Below are 20,141 nucleotides of genomic sequence, written 5' to 3'. Positions count from 1 at the left end.
GCGTCGGCCGAGCGTCGCGGGCCCGGCTAAGGAGCCCCTTTGCCCGGTCTAAAGCAGCGCTGCCTTTAGACCGGGCAAAGGGGGGCGTTAGCGCGACGTCCGACGGTGCTCGTCGGGCACGTCGGTCAGTCGTGCCCGCGTGCCGTGGTCGTCCAAGGAGAACCCCTGCCGATGGCGAACGAAGACAAGCTCCGCGAGTACCTCAAGCGGGTCACGGCCGACCTGCACCAGACCCGCCGCCGCCTGCAGGAGGCCGAGTCGGCGCAGCGCGAGCCGATCGCGATCGTCGGGATGGCCTGCCGCTTCCCCGGCGGGGTGCGCACGCCGGAGGACCTGTGGCGGCTGGTCGCTTCCGGCGGGGACGCCATCACGCCGTTCCCCGAGGACCGCGGCTGGGACCTGGCGCGGCTGCACGACCCCGCCGGCGAACGCCCGGGCAGCTGCTCGGCGCGCGAGGGCGGGTTCCTGCACGACGCCGCCGGGTTCGACCCGGCCTTCTTCGGGATCTCGCCCCGCGAAGCACTGGCCACCGACCCGCAGCAGCGGCTGCTGCTGGAGGTGACGTGGGAGGCCGTCGAGCAGGCGGGCATCCCGATGCCGTCGCTGCGGGGCACCGACACCGGCGTGTTCACCGGCGTGATGTACAACGACTACGGCTCACGGCTGCGCCGGGTACCCGAGGACATCGAGGGCTACGTCCTCAACGGCAGCGCGGGCAGCATCGCCTCCGGCCGCCTGGCCTACACCTTCGGGTTCGAGGGTCCCGCCGTCACGATCGACACCGCGTGCTCGTCGTCGCTGGTGGCACTGCACCTGGCCGTGCAGGCGCTGCGGCGAGGTGAGTGCTCGCAGGCGATCGCCGGCGGCGTGACCGTGATGTCCACCCCGGCCGCGCTGATCGACTTCAGCCGCCAGCGCGGCCTCGCGCCGGACGCCCGCGTCCGCGCGTTCTCCGCGGACGCCGCGGGCACCGGCCTCGGCGAAGGCGTCGGCGTCCTGGTGCTGGAACGGCTTTCGCAGGCGCGGCGGCTCGGCCACCCGGTCCTGGCGGTGGTGCGCGGTTCGTCGGTCAACCAGGACGGCACGAGCAGCCAGCTGACCGCGCCGAACGGCCCGTCGCAGGAACGCGTGATCCGCCAGGCCCTCGCCGACGCCCGACTGTCCACATCGGACGTCGACGTCGTCGAGGCGCACGGTACCGGCACCGTCCTCGGCGACCCGATCGAGGCCCGGGCGTTGCAGGCCACCTACGGCGCCGGCCGCGAGCGGCCGGTGTGGCTGGGTTCGGTGAAGTCGAACATCGGCCACGCCCAGGCGGCCGCGGGCGTGGCCGGCGTGATCAAGACGGTCCTCGCGCTGCGCCACGGCCTGGTACCGCCGACCCTGCACGTCACGGAGCCGACCCCGCGGGTGGACTGGACGTCGGGCGCGGTCCGCCCGGTGACCGAGCCCCTCGAGTGGCCGCGGACCGACGACGCGCCGCGGCGCGCCGGGGTGTCGTCCTTCGGCATCAGCGGCACGAACGCCCACGTGATCCTCGAAGAGGGCGACGTCCCGGAGCCGCTTCCGGTGTCGGGGTCGGTGTCGGGTTCGGGTGTGGTGTTGTGGTCGGTGTCGGCGGGTTCGGGTGGGGGGTTGCGGGAGCTGGCCGGGCGGGTGGCCGGTGCGGTGGAGGATGCGGACGCGGGTGCGGTGGCGTGGTCGTTGGGGATGACCCGGGCGGCGTTGCCGCATCGGGCGGTGGTGATCGGTGACGGTGCTGGTGACGGGTCTGCGTTGCGGGAGGGTCTGCGGGCGGTGGCGCAGGGCCGGGTGGCGGCGAATGTGGTCACCGCGACGGTGCCGGCCGGTGGTGCGGTGCTGGGGTTCATGTTCAGTGGTCAGGGTTCGCAGTATCCCGGTATGAGTGCCGGGTTGTACGAGTCGGAGCCGGTGTTCGCGGCGGCGTTCGACGAGGTGTGTGCGGTGCTGGATCCGTTGCTGGAACGGCCGGTGCGGGAGGTGCTCGGTGATCGGGTTCTGCTGGATCGGACGGCGGGGACGCAGGCGGCGTTGTTCGCGGTGGAAGTGGCGTTGTTCCGGTTGGTCACCCATTGCGGTGTGGTTCCGGATTATCTGATCGGGCATTCGGTCGGGGAGATCGCCGCGGCGTATCTGGGTGGGGTGTTCGATCTGGGTGACGCGTGCCGGCTGGTGGCGGCGCGGGGCCGGTTGATGCAGGCGCTTCCGGCTGGTGGTGCGATGTTCGCGCTCGAGGCCGGTGAGGAGGAGCTGGTGTTGCCGGCGGGGGTGTCGGTGGCGGCGGTCAACGCTCCCGGTTCGGTGGTGATCTCGGGTCCGGAGGCGGCGGTGGCGGAGGTCGCGGCCGGGTTCCCGGGCCGGCGGACCAAGCGGCTGGTGGTGTCGCATGCGTTTCATTCGCCGTTGATGGAGCCGATGCTGGCCCGGTTCCGGGAAGTCGCCGACACGGTCACGTATCGGTCGCCGACGATTCCGGTGGTGTCGAACGTGACCGGTGATCTGTCGGGGGTGTTGTCCGATCCGGGTTACTGGGTGGAGCATGTGCGGGCCACGGTTCGGTTCGCCGACGGTCTGAGGACTTTGCGCGAGCGCGGTGTCACGGTGTTGCTGGAGCTGGGTCCGGCGGCGACGTTGACCGCTCTGGCCGGGGATGTTCCCGCGGTTGCGGTCCTGAGCCCCGACAAACCCGACACGTTCACGGCGGCGTTGGCGACGGTGCACGCCCACGGCGTCGCTCTCGACTGGGACACCCTGCACCCCGAACACCACCGGGTGTCTCTCCCCACCTACCCCTTCCAGCACGACACTTTCTGGCTCGACAGCGGCGCAGCTCCGGCGGACGCGGCCGGGCTCGGGCTCGCCACCTCCGGGCACCAGCTGCTGGGGGCCGTCGTCGAGCTGGCCGACTCCGACGGCGTCGTCGCGACCGGGCGGCTTTCCCCGGCCTCCCACCCCTGGCTGGCCGATCACGCGGTCGCCGGCACCGTCCTGCTGCCCGCGGCGGCGTTCGTCGAGATGGCCGTCCGCGCCGGTGACCACGTCCGCTGCGGCCACCTCGCCGACCTGGTCGTCGAAGCACCGCTGGTCCTCGACACCGCCCGCCGTGTGCAGGTCACCGTCGGCGCCCCTGGCGAGCACGGGCAGCGCCGGTTCGCCGTCCACTCCGCGCCCGACGACGCGGACGACGGCGAATGGGTCCGCCACGCCACCGGGCAGCTGACCACCGACACCCCGGCCGCCCCGGTTCCCCCGGCGGCCTGGCCGCCGCCGGACGCCGTCCCGGTCGAGGTCACCGGCTTCTACGCCGACCTGGCCGGCGACGGCTACGAGTACGGCCCGCTGTTCGCCGGCGTGCGTTCCGCCTGGCGGCGGGGGACCGACCGCTACGCCGAAGTACGCCTGCCCGAGGGCACCGACGTCACGGGCTTCGGCCTGCACCCCGCCCTGCTGGACGCGGCCCTGCACGTCCAGCTCCTCGACCGCGCCGGCGACGAGCTCCGGCTGCCGTTCTCGTGGTCCGGAGTGACCCTGCACGCCACCGGAGCCACCGCGCTCCGCGTGCACCTGTCCACTTCGGACGATCGGATTTCGTTGCTGGCGACCGACGAATCGGGTGCTCCGGTGCTCACCGTCGACGCGCTGGTGACCCGCCCGGTAGCCGCCGCGCAGCTCGCCGCGGGTCCGAGCCGCCGTGGCGCACTGTACACAATGGACTGGCAGCCGATCGTGGCACCGGAGTCCACAACAGACCTGACGGTGTGGGAGCCCGAGCCGGCCGGCGACGGCGCGGAAGGTGCGCGAGCCGCGGCCCACGCGGCCCTGCGCCGGATCCAGGAGCGGCTCGCCGATGCCGAAGACGGCCCGCTGGTCGTCGTCACGCGGCACGCGGTGGCCACCGGCGCCGGCGAACCCGTCGAGCCCGCCGCGGCACCCCTGTGGGGCCTGGTGCGCGCCGCGCAGGCCGAGCACCCGGGCCGGTTCGTGCTCGTCGACGTCGACGACGACCCCGCGTCGCGGACCGCGGTGGCGGCCGCCGCGGCCACCGGGGAGGCACAGCTCGCCGTCCGCGGTGGCGTCGTGGTGACACCGCGGCTCGCGCCCGCACCCGCACCCCGGCCGGACGCCGCGGAGTGGAATCCGGCCGGCACGGTGCTCGTCACCGGCGGCACCGGCACCCTCGGCCGCCTCACCGCCCGCCACCTCGTCACCCGCGGGGTCCGGCACCTGACCCTCATCAGCCGGCGCGGCCCAGACGCACCGGGGGCACCGGAACTCCACCACGAACTCACCGAGCTGGGCGCCCGCGTCGACATCGTCGCCTGCGACGCCGCCGACCGCGACGCCCTCGCTGCCCTCCTCGACGGGATCGAGCCACCGCTCAGCGCCGTCGTCCACACCGCCGGCGTCCTCGAGGACGCGGTGGTGGAAACCCTCACACCACAGCAACTGGACACGGTCCTGCGGCCCAAGATCGACGCCGCCTGGAACCTGCACGAACTCACCGGCGACCTCGACGCGTTCGTCCTGTTCTCCTCCCTCGCGGGCACCATCGGCAACGCCGGGCAAGGCGCCTACGCCGCCGCCAACACCTTCCTCGACGCCCTGGCCCACCACCGCCACACCCAGGGCCTGCCTGCCACCTCCCTGGCCTGGGGCCTCTGGGAAGACGCCACCGGCATGGCCGGAGACCTGACGGCCACCGACCGGCAGCGCCTCCGCCGCACCGGCACGCTCCCCCTGAGCGCGGAACACGCGCTCGCCCTGTTCGACGACGCCCTGCGCACCCCCGCGGCCACCCTGGCGCCCCTCGCCGTGTCGTCACGACCCGTCGAAGATCCGCCCGCGGTGCTGCGCGCGATCCTGCCGGCCCGCCGGGCCACGGCGGCGCCGGTCCGGCTCGAGGCCACCTCGAGCCCGGAACAGCTCCTCGACCTCGTCCGCACGACCACCGCGGCGGTACTGGGCCACGCGTCACCGGCCGCGATCGACCCGGCCGGCGCGTTCGCCGACCTGGGCTTCGACTCGCTGACGGCCGTGGAACTGCGCAACCGGCTCGGCGCCGCGACCGGGCTGCGCCTGCCCGCGACGCTGATCTTCGACCACCCGAACCCGGCCGCCCTGGCCGCCTTCCTGCACACCGGACTCGGTGGCGCCCCGGCGGCACCGGCGCCGGTGATCGCGGCGACGGCCACGGACGAGCCGGTCGCGATCGTCGGCATGGCCTGCCGGTTCCCCGGTGGCGTGTCGTCGCCGGAAGACCTGTGGCGGCTGGTCGCCGAAGGCGGCGACGCCATCGGCCCGTTCCCGGCCGACCGCGGCTGGGACCTCGCCGGCCTGTACGACCCGGACCCCGACCGGGCGGGTACGTCCTACGCCCGCGAGGGAGGTTTCCTCTACGACGCGGCGGCGTTCGACCCGGCGTTCTTCGGGATGTCACCGCGCGAAGCCGCCGCGACCGACCCGCAGCAGCGGCTGCTGCTGGAGACGGCCTGGGAGACGTTCGAACGGGCCGGGATCGACCCGGGTTCGGTGCGCGGCAGCAACACCGGCGTGTTCACCGGGGTCATGTACGACGACTACGCGACCCGCTTCGCGGCCGGTCACCTCCCCGAGGACCTGGAGTCGTACTACGCGACGAGCAGCGCGGGAAGTGTCGCGTCGGGCCGGCTGGCCTACACCTTCGGGCTGGAGGGCCCCGCCGTCACCGTGGACACGGCGTGTTCGTCGTCGCTGGTGGCGTTGCACCTGGCCGCGCAGGCCCTGCGACGTGGGGAGTGTTCCCTGGCGCTGGCCGGCGGCGTCACGGTGATGGCGACGCCGAGCACGTTCGTCGGCTTCAGCCGCCAGCGCGGGTTGTCCCCGGACGGGCGCTGCAAGCCCTTCGCCGACGCTGCCGACGGCACCGGCTGGGGCGAAGGCGTCGGTCTGCTGCTGGTCGAGCGACTGTCGGACGCCCAACGCAACGGCCATCAGGTTCTCGCTGTGGTGCGGGGGAGTGCGGTCAATCAGGACGGTGCGTCCAACGGTCTCACCGCACCCAACGGCCCGTCCCAGGAGCGGGTGATCCGCCAGGCCCTCGCCAACGCCCGGCTTTCGCCCGCCGACGTCGATGTGGTGGAGGCTCACGGCACCGGCACGACGTTGGGTGACCCCATCGAAGCCCAGGCGTTGCTCGCGACGTACGGCCAGGACCGCGACCGTCCACTGTGGCTCGGATCGGTGAAGTCCAACATCGGGCACACCCAAGCCGCCGCCGGTGTCGCCGGGATCATCAAGATGGTCGAGGCGATGCGGCATGAACAGTTGCCGCGGACGTTGCATGTGGACGAACCGTCGTCCCATGTGGACTGGACGTCCGGTGCCGTCGAACTGCTGACCGAGACGCAGCCGTGGGATGTGGAGCGGCCGCGTCGGGCCGGGGTGTCGTCCTTCGGGGTGAGCGGCACCAACGCGCACGTGATCATCGAGCAACCACCAGCCGTGGAAGAACCCGAGCCTTCCTCTCCGGTCGAGGTGGTGCCGTGGGTGCTGTCGGCCAAGACCACCGACGCGCTCCTCGCCCAGGCGCTGCAGCTGCGCGAGACCACTGACCTCGACCTCGTGGATGTCGGCCGGTCTTTGATCGGCCGGGCGCGGTTCGAGCAGCGCGCAGTCATCCTCGGGCGCGACCGCGACGAACTCCGGGACGGGCTGACCGCGCTGGCCACCGGAATGCCCGCACCCCAGGTAGTGCGGGGCAGTGTGGTCCCGGGCAAGACGGTGTTCGTGTTCCCCGGCCAAGGCTCCCAATGGGCCGGGATGGCCGCCGAACTGATGGACGCCAGTCCCGTGTTCGCCGACCAGATCCAGGCCTGCGCAAACGCCCTCGCCCCACACATCGACTGGTCGTTGACTGACGTCCTGCGGGGTGCCGAAGGTGCGCCTGGGTTCGATCGGGTCGACGTGGTCCAGCCCGCGTTGTGGGCGGTCATGATCAGCCTGGCGACCCTCTGGCGATCTCTCGGAGTCGTCCCCGACGCGGTGGTGGGTCATTCGCAGGGTGAGATCGCCGCGGCCTACATTGCGGGAGCGTTGTCGCTGGAGGACTCGGCGAAGGTTGTCGCGTTGCGGAGCAAGGCGATCAGGGCCATGGGCGGCAACGGCGGCATGGCGTCCATCGCCGCGCCGGCCGACAGCCTCGCTCTGCCTGAGGGCGTCGGAATCGCCGCGATCAACGGACCCAACGCCACGGTGATCTCGGGTGATCGCGACGCCTTGCAGAATCTGGTCGACGCTTCCGAGTCCAACGGGATCCGGGCGCGGATGGTCCCGGTCGACTACGCCTCACACTCGGCGCACATCGACAGCCTCCACGACGAACTCCTCGCCCTACTCGACGGCATTGCACCGAGAACTTCGGAAATCGCGTTCTACTCCACAGTCGAGGGTGCCCCCATCGACACCGCCGCACTCGACGCCGGATACTGGTTCCGCAACCTCCGCCAGACAGTCCTCTTCGGACAGACAACCGGGAAGCTCGCCGAAGACGGGCACGCACTGTTCATCGAGGTAAGCGCCCATCCCGTACTCACCATGGGTATCGAGCACGGCACAGCCATCGGCTCACTGCGCCGTGACGACGGCTCCTGGCTGCGGATGCTGACCTCCGCCGCGGAAGCCTACGTCCACGGCGCCTCCGTCGACTGGGACGCTCTTCTCCACGGCGGGCGGCACGTCGATCTGCCCACCTACCCGTTCCAACGTCAGGACTACTGGCTCGACAGCCCGGTGACGGGTGATCCCGGCAGTATCGGCCAGGTCCCGGCCGGGCATCCGCTGCTCGGTGCGACCGTCACGCTCGCCGGCACCGACGGGCTCCTCGCCACCGGCAAGCTGTCCCTGGCCACGCATCCGTGGCTCGCGGACCACGCCGTCAACGGTACCGTCCTGCTGCCCGGGACCGCGTTCGTCGAGCTGGCCGGGCACGTCGGCCGGAGCGTCCACTGCGGACACGTGGACGAGCTGACCCTGGAAGCGCCGCTCGTGCTGGCCGGGCCCGACGCTCGTCACCTCCAGGTCGTGATCGGCGCCGCCGGTGCAGACGGACGCCGTGAGGTCGAGATCCATTCCCGGCCTGCGGACGACGACGAGGACTGGGTGCGGCACGCCTCTGGCCGCGTCGCCCCCGAGGACGGCGCTTCGGCCGGGGACTTCCCCGCGGAGTGGCCGCCGGCTAGTGCCGAGCCGATCGACATCGACGGCTGTTACGACGAACTGGCTGCTGCGGGCTACGAGTACGGCGCGCTGTTCCAGGGGCTCGTCGCGGCCTGGCGCGCCGGGGAGGACATGTACGCCGAGGTCGCGGTGCCCGAGGACACTGACGTCACCGGGTTCGACGTCCACCCGGCCTTGCTCGACGCGGCGCTGCACCTCGCGGTGGTCGATCGCCGTGGCACGCGGGGCGTCCGGCTGCCGTTCTCGTGGCAGGGTGTGGCCGTCCGGCCGACTGACACGCGGGTCCTGCGGGTCCGGCTGTCCGCTCGGGCGGACGACGCCGTCGCGGTGTCCGCAGTGGACGGAGCCGGAGTTCCGGTGGTGACCGTGGAGTCGCTGCTGAGCCGGGAAGCCGCGACGAACGACCTGGTCGCCCAGCGTTCGCTGTTCCGGGTGGAGTGGGTCCCCGCCACCCCCGGCCACCACACCACCGACTACACAACCCTGCACATCGAACCCAGCCACCACAGCCCCACCGAAACCGTGCACGACACCCTCCACCACCTCCAACACCACCTCACCCACAACGACAACACCCTCCTCATCACCACCCACAACGCCATCGCCACACAACCCCACGACACCCTCGACCTCACCGCAGCACCGGTCTGGGGCCTCATCCGCAGCGCCCAGAGTGAACACCCCGACCGGATCATCCTCATCGACCTCGACAACAACCCCGCCTCGGCCCGGGCGATCCCGGCCGCCGTCGCCACCGGCGAACCCCAACTCGCCATCCGCGACGGCCACATCTACACACCCCGACTCACCCCCACCACCACCCAACCCGCCACCTTCAACCCCGACGGGACCGTCCTCATCACCGGCGGCACCGGCACCCTCGCCACCACCATCGCCCGCCACCTCACCACCCACCACCACATCCGGCACCTGGTACTGACCAGCCGACGCGGCCCCCACGCCCCCGGTGCTTTCGAGCTCCACCGGGAACTCACCGAGCTGGGTGCTCACGTCGACATCGTCGCCTGCGACGCCGCCGACCGCGACGACCTCACCACCCTCCTCAACAGGATCGAACCCCCGCTGACCGCGGTGATTCACGCCGCCGGCGTCCTCGACGACGCGGTGGTGGAAACCCTCACCCCACAACAACTGGATACGGTCCTACGACCCAAAATCGACGCCGCCCGGAACCTCCACGAACTCACCGGAAACCTCGACGCGTTCGTGCTGTTCTCCTCCCTCGCCGGCACCCTCGGCACACCCGGACAAGCCAACTACGCCGCCGCCAACACCTACCTCGACGCCCTCGCCCACCACCGCCACACCCAAGGACAACCCGCCGTCTCCCTCGCCTGGGGACTCTGGCAAGACGCCACCGGCATGACCGGACACCTCGACCACACCGCACACCACCGCCTCCACCACAACGGCATCACCCCCATCACCACCGAAGAAGGCCTCACACTCTTCGACACCGCCTGCGGATCCAGCGAAGCGTTGCTGGTGCCGGCTCGGTTCGACCGCGCGGCTCTGCGGGCGCAGGCCGCCGAGGGTGAGATCGCGCCGTTGCTGCGCGGGATCATCCGCGCGCCGGTCCGGCGCGTCTCCGGCACGACCGGTGCTTCCGCGCTGGCGCAACGGCTTTCGGGGCTTCCGGAGTCCGAACAGGACACGGTGCTGCTCGACCTCGTGCTCGGCACCACCGCCGCGGTGCTCGGGCACGCGTCGCCGGCCGCGGTCGACCCGGCCGGCGCGTTCAGCGGGCTGGGGTTCGACTCGCTGACCGCGGTGGAGCTGCGCAACCGGCTGAGCACCGCGACCGGCGTCCGCCTGCCCGCGACGCTCGTGTTCGACTACCCGAACCCGGCGGCCCTGGCCCGGCACCTGCGGGACCTCGTGCTCGGGGCGCAGCGGGCGGCCCGGGTGGCGGTCGCGGCCACGGACCTCGACGAGCCGGTCGCGATCGTCGGCATGGCCTGCCGGTTCCCCGGCGGCGTGTCGTCGCCGGAAGACCTGTGGCGGCTGGTCGCCGACGGCGGCGACGCGATCGGCCCGTTCCCCACGGGCCGGGGCTGGGACCTCGCCGGGCTCTACGACCCGGACCCCGAGCACCCGGGAACGTCCTACACCCGCGAAGGCGGCTTCCTGTACGACGCAGGCGACTTCGACCCGGGCTTCTTCGGGATGTCACCGCGCGAAGCCGCCGCGACGGACCCGCAGCAGCGGCTGCTGCTGGAGACGGCGTGGGAGGCGTTCGAACGGGCGGGAATCGACCCGGGTTCGGTGCGCGGCAGCGACACGGGCGTGTTCGCCGGAGTGATGTACAACGACTACGGCATGCGGTTCGCGGTCGGCAACATCCCGGAAGACCTCGAGTCGTACTACGCGACCAGCAGCGCGGGAAGCGTGGCGTCGGGCCGGCTGGCCTACACCTTCGGGCTCGAAGGCCCCGCCGTCACGATCGACACGGCGTGCTCGTCGTCGCTGGTGGCACTGCACCTCGCGGCCCAAGCCCTGCGGCGCGGGGAGTGTTCCCTCGCGCTGGCGGGCGGGGTGACGGTGATGGCGACGCCCGGCACGTTCGTCGGCTTCAGCCGCCAGCGCGGCCTGTCCCCGGACGGGCGCTGCAAGCCCTTCGCCGACGCCGCCGACGGCACCGGCTGGGGCGAAGGCGTCGGTCTGCTCCTGGTCGAGCGACTCTCGGACGCCCAACGCAACGGCCACCAGGTCCTCGCTGTGGTGCGGGGGAGCGCGGTCAACCAGGACGGTGCCTCCAACGGCCTGACCGCGCCGAACGGCCCGTCGCAGGAGCGAGTGATCCGCCAGGCCCTCGCCAACGCCCGGCTGAACCCCGCCGACATCGACGTCGTGGAGGCCCACGGCACCGGCACGACCTTGGGTGACCCGATCGAGGCTCAGGCGTTGCTCGCGACCTACGGCCAGGACCGGGACTGTCCACTGTGGCTGGGGTCGGTCAAGTCCAACATCGGCCACACCCAGGCCGCCGCCGGCGTCGCCGGGATCATCAAGATGGTCGAAGCGATGCGACACGGGCAGTTGCCGCGGACGTTGCATGTGGACGAACCGTCGTCCCATGTGGACTGGACGTCCGGTGCCGTCGAACTGCTGACCGAAGCACAGCCATGGGACGCGGACCGGCCGCGCCGGGCCGGAGTGTCATCCTTCGGGGTCAGTGGCACCAACGCGCACGTCATCCTGGAACAGCCGGCCCTTCCGGAGACGTCCGCCCCGGAAGCTCCCCTGTCCGTGGTGCCGTGGCTGCTGTCGGCGAAGACGGCCGAGGCCGTCACCGCGCAGGCCGAGCGGCTCGTGGAGCACGTCTCCGGTGACGTCCGGGACGTCGCCCGGTCCCTGGCGGCCCGGGCCCGGTTCGAGCACCGGGCCGTGGTGCTCGGCCGGAGCACCGACGACCTGTCCGACGGTCTCACCGCGCTGGCCACCGGAATGCCCGCACCCCAGGTAGTGCAGGGCACGGTCACGCCCGGCAAGACGGTGTTCGTGTTCCCCGGCCAAGGTTCCCAATGGGCCGCGATGGCCGTGGAGCTGATGGACACCAGTCCCGTGTTCGCCGACCAGATCCAGGCCTGCGCAGACGCCCTCGCCCCCCATGTCGACTGGTCGTTGACCGACGTCCTGCTGGAGAAAGAAAACGCGCCCGGATTCGACCGGGTCGACGTGGTCCAACCGAGCCTCTGGGCCGTCATGATCAGCCTGGCGACCCTCTGGCAGTCCCTCGGAGTCACCCCGGACGCGGTGGTGGGTCATTCGCAAGGGGAGATCGCCGCCGCCTACATCGCCGGAGCGCTCACCCTGGAAGACTCGGCGAAGGTCGTCGCACTGCGAAGCAAGGCGATCCGGGCCATGGGTGGCAACGGCGGCATGGCCTCCATCGCCGCCCCCGCCGACACTCTCACCCTCCCCGACGGTGTCGGAATCGCCGCGATCAACGGCCCCAACGCCACGGTCATCTCCGGTGATCGCGATGCCCTGCAGAAGCTGGTCGACGCCTCCGAAGCCAAGGGAACCCGGGCCCGGATGGTCCCGGTCGACTACGCGTCGCACTCGGCGCACATCGACAGCCTCCACGACGAACTTCTCGAAATCCTTACCGGAATCGAGCCGCAGACCTCGAAGATCGCGTTCTATTCCACGGTCGAAGCCGCCCCCATCGACACCGCCGCACTCGACGCCGGCTACTGGTTCCGGAACCTTCGGCAGACCGTCCTTTTCGGGCAGACGACCGGGAAGCTCGCCGAAGACGGGCATGCGTTGTTCGTCGAGGTGAGTGCCCATCCGGTACTGACCATGGGTATCGAGCACGGCACAGCCATCGGCACTCTCCGCCGTGACGACGGCTCCTGGCAACGCATGCTGACCTCCGCCGCGGAAGCCTACGTCCACGGCGCCTCCGTCCACTGGGACGCTCTGTTCGACGGCGGGCGGCACGTCGACCTGCCCACCTACCCCTTCCAGCGCCAGGAGTACTGGCTCGACGGCCCCGCGACGACGGGTGATCCCGGCAGCCTCGGTCAGACCACCACCGAGCACCCGTTGCTGGCGTCGATCGTCGAACTCGCCGACAGCGACGGCCTCGTCGCCACCGGTGTCGTCTCCCTCACCACCCACCCCTGGCTCGCCGACCACGCAGTGAACGACATGATCCTGCTGCCCGGTACCGCCTTCGTCGAACTGGCCGTTCACGCCGGCGACCACCTCGGCTGCGGCCACCTCGAGGAACTCGTCTTGCAGGCCCCGCTGCTGCCGGTGGCGGGCGAGGCCGTCCGGCTCCAGGTCACCGTCGGGGCCGCCGAGGCGGACGGGCGGCGGGCGGTGGCCGTCCACTCCCGGCCCGTCCGCGACGGGCTCGACACCGGCTGGACGTCGCACGCCACCGGCTGGGTCGCGCCGCAACCGGCGCACCAGCCGGAAACCGCGCCGGCGCAGTGGCCGCCGTCGGGTGCCGAGACCATCGACACCGGCGCCTTCTACGACCGGGTCGCCGAGCGCGGCTACCGCTACGGCCCGGTCTTCCGCGGCCTCACCGCCGCCTGGCGCCACGGCGACGTGATCCACGCCGAGGTCCGGCTGCCCGAAGGCACCGACGTCACCGGCTACGGCATCCACCCGGCGCTCCTCGACGCCGCTCTGCACCCGCTGCTGCTCGCCCAGGAAGAAGGCCCGATCCGGCTCCCCTTCGCCTGGACCGGCGCCGCCCTGCACGCCAGCGGCGCGACCAGTCTGCGGGTCACCCTCCGGCCGGACGGCGACGGTGTCTCGATCGTCGCGACGAGCGCCGACGGCGTCCCGGTCGTGACGGTCGGCTCGCTCGGCGCGCGCCCCGTCGACGTCGGTGCGCTCGGTGCGCCGAGCGTCGGCGACGCCCTGTTCGAGGTGGTCTGGAGCCCGGTCGACGCGGTCGAGCCGGCCGCGGGCACGCGGTGGGCCGCGCTGGGTACCGGCGTCGCCGGCATGGAGGCGCGTCCGGACCTCGCCGGCTTCGCCGAAGCGGACGCGCCCGGCTTCGTGCTGCTGCCTCTCGAACCGGTCACCGGGGACGATCTCGCCGCCGGAGTGCACGAGGTCACCAGCCGGGTGCTGGCCCTGCTGCAGGAGTGGCTGGCGACCGAGGCGTTCGCCGGGTCCCGGCTGGTCGTGCTGACCCGGGGCGCCGTCGCGGCCCGCGACGGCGATCCGGTCGACGGGCTCGCGCACGCCGCGGTGTGGGGCCTGGTCCGCACCGCGCAGTCGGAGCACCCCGGCCGGTTCGTGCTGGTGGACCTCGACGACGACGCGGAAGCGCTGGTGCCGCGGGCGGTCGCCACCGCCGTGGCGCACGACGAACCGCAGCTCGCCGTGCGCGGTGCCGAAATCCGCGCACCGCGGCTGGCGCGGCCCGGCAGCGCGGCGCTGGTGCCCCCGCCGGGTGCGTGGCGGCTGGACACCGCGGCCCGCGGCACGCTCGACGGCCTGGCGCTGCTGCCGTCCACAGTAGACACCGACCCGCTGGAACCCGGCCAGGTCCGGATCGCGTTGCACGCGGCCGGCCTGAACTTCCGGGACGTCCTCATCGCACTGGGTGTGTACCCGGGTGCGGCCGTCATGGGCGGCGAGGGCGCGGGCGTCGTGCTCGAAACCGGGTCCGAGGTGACGGGACTTGCCGCCGGGGACCGGGTGCTGGGCGTGTTCCCGGCCGCGTTCGGCCCGGTCGTGGTCGCCGACGCCCGCAGCGTCGCGCGGGTGCCGGCGGGCTGGTCGTTCGAGCAGGCCGCGTCGGTGCCGGTGGTGTTCCTGACCGCCCGCTACGGGCTGGGGGAGTGGGCCCGCCTCGCACGCGGCGAAAAGGTCCTGATCCACGCGGGGACCGGCGGGGTCGGGATGGCCGCGATCCAGCTCGCGCGGCACCTGGGCGCCGAGGTCTTCGCGACCGCGAGCGAAGCCAAGTGGGACACCCTGCGCGCGCTGGGCCTGGACGACGCGCACATCGCCTCCTCCCGCACCCTCGACTTCGAGGCGAAGTTCCGGGACGGCACCGGCGGTCACGGCTTCGACGTCGTGCTCGACTCCCTGGCGGGCGAGTTCGTCGACGCCTCCCTGCGGTTGCTCGCCGAAGGCGGCCGCTTCGCCGAGATGGGCAAGACCGACATCCGCGACGCCGAGCGCGTCGCGGCCGAGTACCCCGGACGTTCGTACCTGGCCTTCGACCTGCGCGAAGTCGCGCCGGAGCTGATCCGGCGGCTGCTCGGCGAGCTCGTCGAGCTGTTCGAATCGGGTGCCCTGCGGCCACTGCCGGTCCGCACCTGGGACGTGCGGCGCGCCCCCGAGGCGTTCCGGATCATGAGCCAGGCCAGCCACACCGGCAAGCTCGTGCTCACGATGCCGCCGCGGCTCGACCCGGACGGCACCGTGCTGATCACCGGCGGCACCGGCACCCTCGGCGGGCTGGTGGCCCGCCACCTCGTCGCCGAACACGGCGTCCGGCACCTGGTGCTGGCCGGCCGGCAGGGCCCGGCCGCCGCGGGCGCCGCGGAGCTCGCCGGCCTCGGCGCCGACGTGTCGGTGGTCGCCTGCGACGCCGCCGATCGCGACGCTCTGGCGCGGCTGCTGGCCGGCATCCCCGACGCGCACCCGCTGACCGCCGTGGTGCACGCCGCCGGCGTGCTCGACGACGGCGTCCTCGACGCGCTCACGCCGGAGCGGCTGGCCCGCGCGCGGCGCCCGAAGGTCGACGCCGTGCTGAACCTGCACGACCTCACCCGCGACGACGACCTCGCCGCGTTCGTCGTGTTCTCCTCGGCCGCGGGTGTGCTGGGCAACGCCGGCCAGGGCGGGTACGCGGCCGCCAACGCCTTCCTCGACGCGTTCGCCCAGCACCACCGCACCGCCGCGCGGCCCGTGACGTCGCTGGCCTGGGGCCTGTGGGAGCCGGGTAGCGCGATGACCGGGCACCTGGACCACACCGGCCGGGACCGGATGTCCCGCGCGGGTGTCCGCCCGCTCTCGGCGGAGCAGGGGCTCGCCCTGTTCGACGCCGCGTGCGCGGTGGACGCCGCGCTGCTCGTGCCGATCCGGCTGGCCGCCCCGGCGGCGCACACCGCCGTGCCCGCGCTGCTGCGCGGACTCGTCCGCACGCCCACCCGCCGGGCGCTGGCCGACGGGTCCGGGCGGGCGGCGTCCGCGCTGGCCGACCGGCTGGCCGGGCTGCCGGACGGGGACCGGGACGGCGTCCTGCTCGACCTCGTGCGGAGTCACGTCGCCGCGGTGCTCGGGCACGCCGCCCCGGCCGCGGTCGACGCGGACCGGGCGTTCAAAGAGCTCGGTTTCGACTCCCTCACCGCGGTCGAGCTGCGCAACCGGCTCGCCACCGCGACCGGCGCCCGGCTGCCCGCGACCCTCGTCTTCGACCACCCGACGCCGGTGGCGCTGGCCCGGCACCTGCGCGGCGAGCTGCTCGGCACCCGGGCCGCGGTCCGGGCCCCGGCGCCGGCCGTGACCACCGGGGACGACGAGCCGATCGCGATCGTCGGGATGGCGTGCCGCTTCCCCGGCGGCGTGTCCTCCCCGGAGGAGCTGTGGCGGCTGGTGGCGGACGGAACGGACGCCATCTCGCCGTTCCCGGACGACCGTGGCTGGGACCTGGACCGGCTGTACGACCCGGATCCCGACCGCGTCGGCACGACCTACACCCGCGGTGGCGGTTTCCTGACCGGCGCGGCCGGGTTCGACCCGGCGTTCTTCGGGATCTCGCCGCGCGAGGCCCTGGCCATGGACCCGCAGCAGCGGCTGCTGCTGGAAACGGCGTGGGAGACGTTCGAACGGGCCGGGATCGACCCGGCCGCGGTGCGCGGGACCGATGCGGGCGTGTTCGTCGGCGCGATCGCGCAGGACTACGCCCGCGGCACCGGCGGGGTACCGGCCGAACTCGGCGGGTACGTCGGCACCGGCACCACCATGAGCGTCGCCTCCGGCCGGCTGGCCTACACCTTCGGGTTGGAAGGCCCGGCGGTCACGGTGGACACGGCGTGTTCGTCGTCGCTGGTGGCGCTGCACCTGGCCACCCAGGCGCTGCGGCGCGGCGAGTGTTCCCTGGCGCTGGCCGGCGGGGTCACGGTGATGGCCACTCCCGGGGTCTTCCTCGAGTTCGGCCGTCAGCGCGGTTTGTCCACGGACGGCCGCTGCCGCGCCTTCGCCTCGGCCGCCGACGGCACCGGCTTCTCCGAAGGCGCGGGCCTGCTGCTGGTGGAGCGCCTGTCGGACGCCCAGCGCCACGGGCACCGGGTCCTCGCTGTGGTGCGGGGGAGTGCGGTCAATCAGGACGGCGCGTCGAATGGCCTGACCGCGCCGAACGGCCCGTCGCAGGAGCGGGTGATCCGCCAGGCCCTGGCCAACGCCCGGCTGAACCCCGCCGACGTCGATGTCGTGGAGGCTCACGGCACCGGCACGACGTTGGGTGACCCGATCGAGGCCCAGGCGTTGCTCGCGACGTACGGCCAGGACAGGGACCGTCCGTTGTGGCTTGGTTCGGTGAAGTCGAACATCGGGCATACTCAGGCTGCTGCTGGTGTCGCGGGGATCATCAAGATGGTCGAGGCGATGCGGCATGGGCAGTTGCCGCGGACGTTGCATGTGGACGAACCGTCGTCCCATGTGGACTGGACTTCCGGTGCGGTGGAGCTGCTGACCGAGGCACAGCCGTGGGACAGCTCGGAACGGCCGCAGCGGGCTGGAGTGTCGTCGTTCGGGGTGAGCGGCACCAACGCGCACGTCATCATCGAACAGCCGCCGATCGCGCCGGAGCCCGAGCCGTCGCCTCCGGTTGACGTGGTGCCGTGGCTGCTGTCCGCCAAGACCGCCGACGCGCTCCTCGCCCAGGCGCAGCAGCTACGCGAGACCACCGGCCTCGACCCCCTGGACGTCGGCCGGACCCTCGCCGCAAGGGCCGGTTTCGAACACCGAGCGGTCGTTCTCGGCCACGACCGCGACACACTGCTGGACGGGGCCTCCGCCCTGGCCGCCGGCACCCCGGCGGCTCACGTGGTGCACGGCAGTGTCGTCCCGGGCAAGACGGTGTTCGTGTTCCCCGGGCAGGGTTCCCAATGGGCCGGGATGGCCGCCGAACTGATGGACACCAGCCCGGTGTTCGCCGAGCAGATCCAGGCTTGTGCGGACGCTCTCACGCCCCACGTCGACTGGTCCCTGACAGAGGTGCTGCGGGGTGCCGAAGGCGCACCCGGATTCGACCGGGTCGACGTGGTCCAGCCCGCACTCTGGGCCGTCATGATCAGCCTCGCCACCCTCTGGCAATCCCTCGGCGTCACACCCGACGCGGTAGTCGGGCACTCCCAGGGTGAAATCGCCGCCGCCTACATCGCCGGAGCCCTCACCCTGGAAGACTCGGCGAAAGTCGTCGCGCTGCGAAGCAAGGCGATCCGGGCCATGGGCGGCAACGGCGGCATGGCCTCCATCGCCGCGCCCGCCGACAGCCTGGAACTGTCCGACGGTGTCGAGATCGCGGCGATCAACGGCCCCGCCGCCACCGTGATCTCTGGTGATCGCGACGCCTTGCAGAAGCTGGTCGACGCCTACGAGGCCAAGGGAACCCGGGCTCGGATGGTCCCGGTCGACTACGCGTCGCATTCGGCGCACATCGACAGCCTCCGCGACGAACTTCTCGGGCTTCTCGCAGGAATCGAACCGAAGACTTCGGAGATCGCGTTCTATTCCACAGTGGAGGGTTCGCCGATCGACACCGCCGCACTCGACGCGGGGTACTGGTTCCGCAACCTCCGTCAGACCGTCCTGTTTGGACAGATTGTCGAGAAGCTGGCCGAAGAAGGACATTCGCTGTTCATCGAGGTGAGCGCGCACCCGGTGCTGACCATGGGTATCGAGTACGGCACGGCCATCGGCTCACTTCGCCGTGACGACGGTTCCTGGCAACGGATGCTGACCTCCGCCGCGGAGGCGTACGTTCATGGCGCGCCGGTGCGCTGGGAGGACGTCCTCGACGGCGGGCGGCACGTCGACCTGCCCACCTACCCGTTCCAACGCCGGCCGTACTGGCTCGTGGCCGGCGGCCGGTCCGGCGACCCCGTCGCCGCCGGGCTCACCGATGCCGCGCACCCGCTGCTCGGCGCGACGGTGGAGCTGGCCGGGACCGACGGCGTCGTGCTCACCGGCCGTCTCTCGCGCGGTACCCACCCGTGGCTGGCCGACCACGTCGTCGGCGGTGCCGTGCTCGTGCCCGGCGCGGCCTTCGCCGACCTGGCCGTCCACGCCGCCGACGAGGTCGGGTGCGGCCACGTCGCCGAACTGACCGTCACCACCCCGCTCGCCCTGCCCGGCAGCGGCGGCGTGCGGATCCAGGTGGTGGCCGGCGCGGCCGGCGAAGACGGGCACCGGGCGGTCACCGTCCACGCCCGGCCCGACGGCGACCCCGGCGCCACGTGGACGTGCCACGCCACCGGCGTGCTCACCCCCGGCGTTCCGGAGGGTGACCCCGGGTCGCTCGCCGCCTGGCCACCCGCGGGCGCCGAACCCGTCGACGTCGCCGCCTGCTACGACACCGCGGCCGACCTCGGCTACGCCTACGGCCCGCTCTTCCAGGGGCTCGTCGCCGCCTGGCGCGACGGCGAGCACCTCTACGCGGAGGTCGAGCTGCCGCCCGGTACCGACACCGGCGGCTACGGCGTCCACCCCGCGCTGCTCGACGCCGCCACCCACGGCCGGCACCTGGACGAGACCGGCGGGGAGGTCCGGCTACCGCTGGTCTGGCGGGGCATCACCCTGCACGCCACGGGCGCCACGAGCCTCCGCGTCCGGTGGTCCACTGTGGACGGATCGCTGGTGGCGGCGGACGAGTCGGGAGCGCCCGTGCTCACCGTCGAGGCGCTGCGGACCGCCGCCGTGCCCGTGGCCCGGCCCACCGGGACGCCGGCCGCCGGTGCCGTCCGGCCGCGGCGGCGCGAAGCCGTCGCGCGCGGCGGCCAGTCCTGGGCCGAGCGGCTGCTGGGCCTGCCCGAGCCCCGGCGCGGGGAAACCGTGCTGGAGCTGGTGGGGGACCTGGTCGCCGCGGTGCTCGGCCACGACCGCGGCACGGTCGGCGGCGACAGCGCGTTCAAGGAGATCGGGTTCGACTCGATGACCGCCGTCGAGCTGCGCAACCGGCTCACCGCCGCGACCGGGATGCCGTTGCCGGCGACCGTGGTCTTCGACCACCCGACGCCGGCCGCGCTCACCCGCTTCCTGCTGGCGCAGCTCGATCCGGGCCGGGCCAACCCCGACCCGGTGCTGCGGCTGATGGCGGAACTGGACGGCATCGAGGCCGGGCTGACCGCCGTCCCGGACGACATCCGGGCACGCACGGAGATCACCAGCAGGCTGCG

General features: G+C 72.8%; 1 pseudogene. It reads left to right on the top strand.

The annotated features are described in order from the left end of the window. Window positions 1-177: 177 nt before the first annotated feature. Window positions 178-19,992: pseudogene (locus OHS18_RS08610) on the top strand (SDR family NAD(P)-dependent oxidoreductase); the annotation flags it as partial. Window positions 19,993-20,141: the final 149 nt, after the last annotated feature.

Origin of the sequence: Amycolatopsis sp. NBC_00355 (assembly GCF_036104975.1) — a bacterium.
In the GTDB taxonomy this organism is placed as follows: domain Bacteria; phylum Actinomycetota; class Actinomycetes; order Mycobacteriales; family Pseudonocardiaceae; genus Amycolatopsis.
This window is presented reverse-complemented; position numbering and strand designations above follow the sequence as displayed.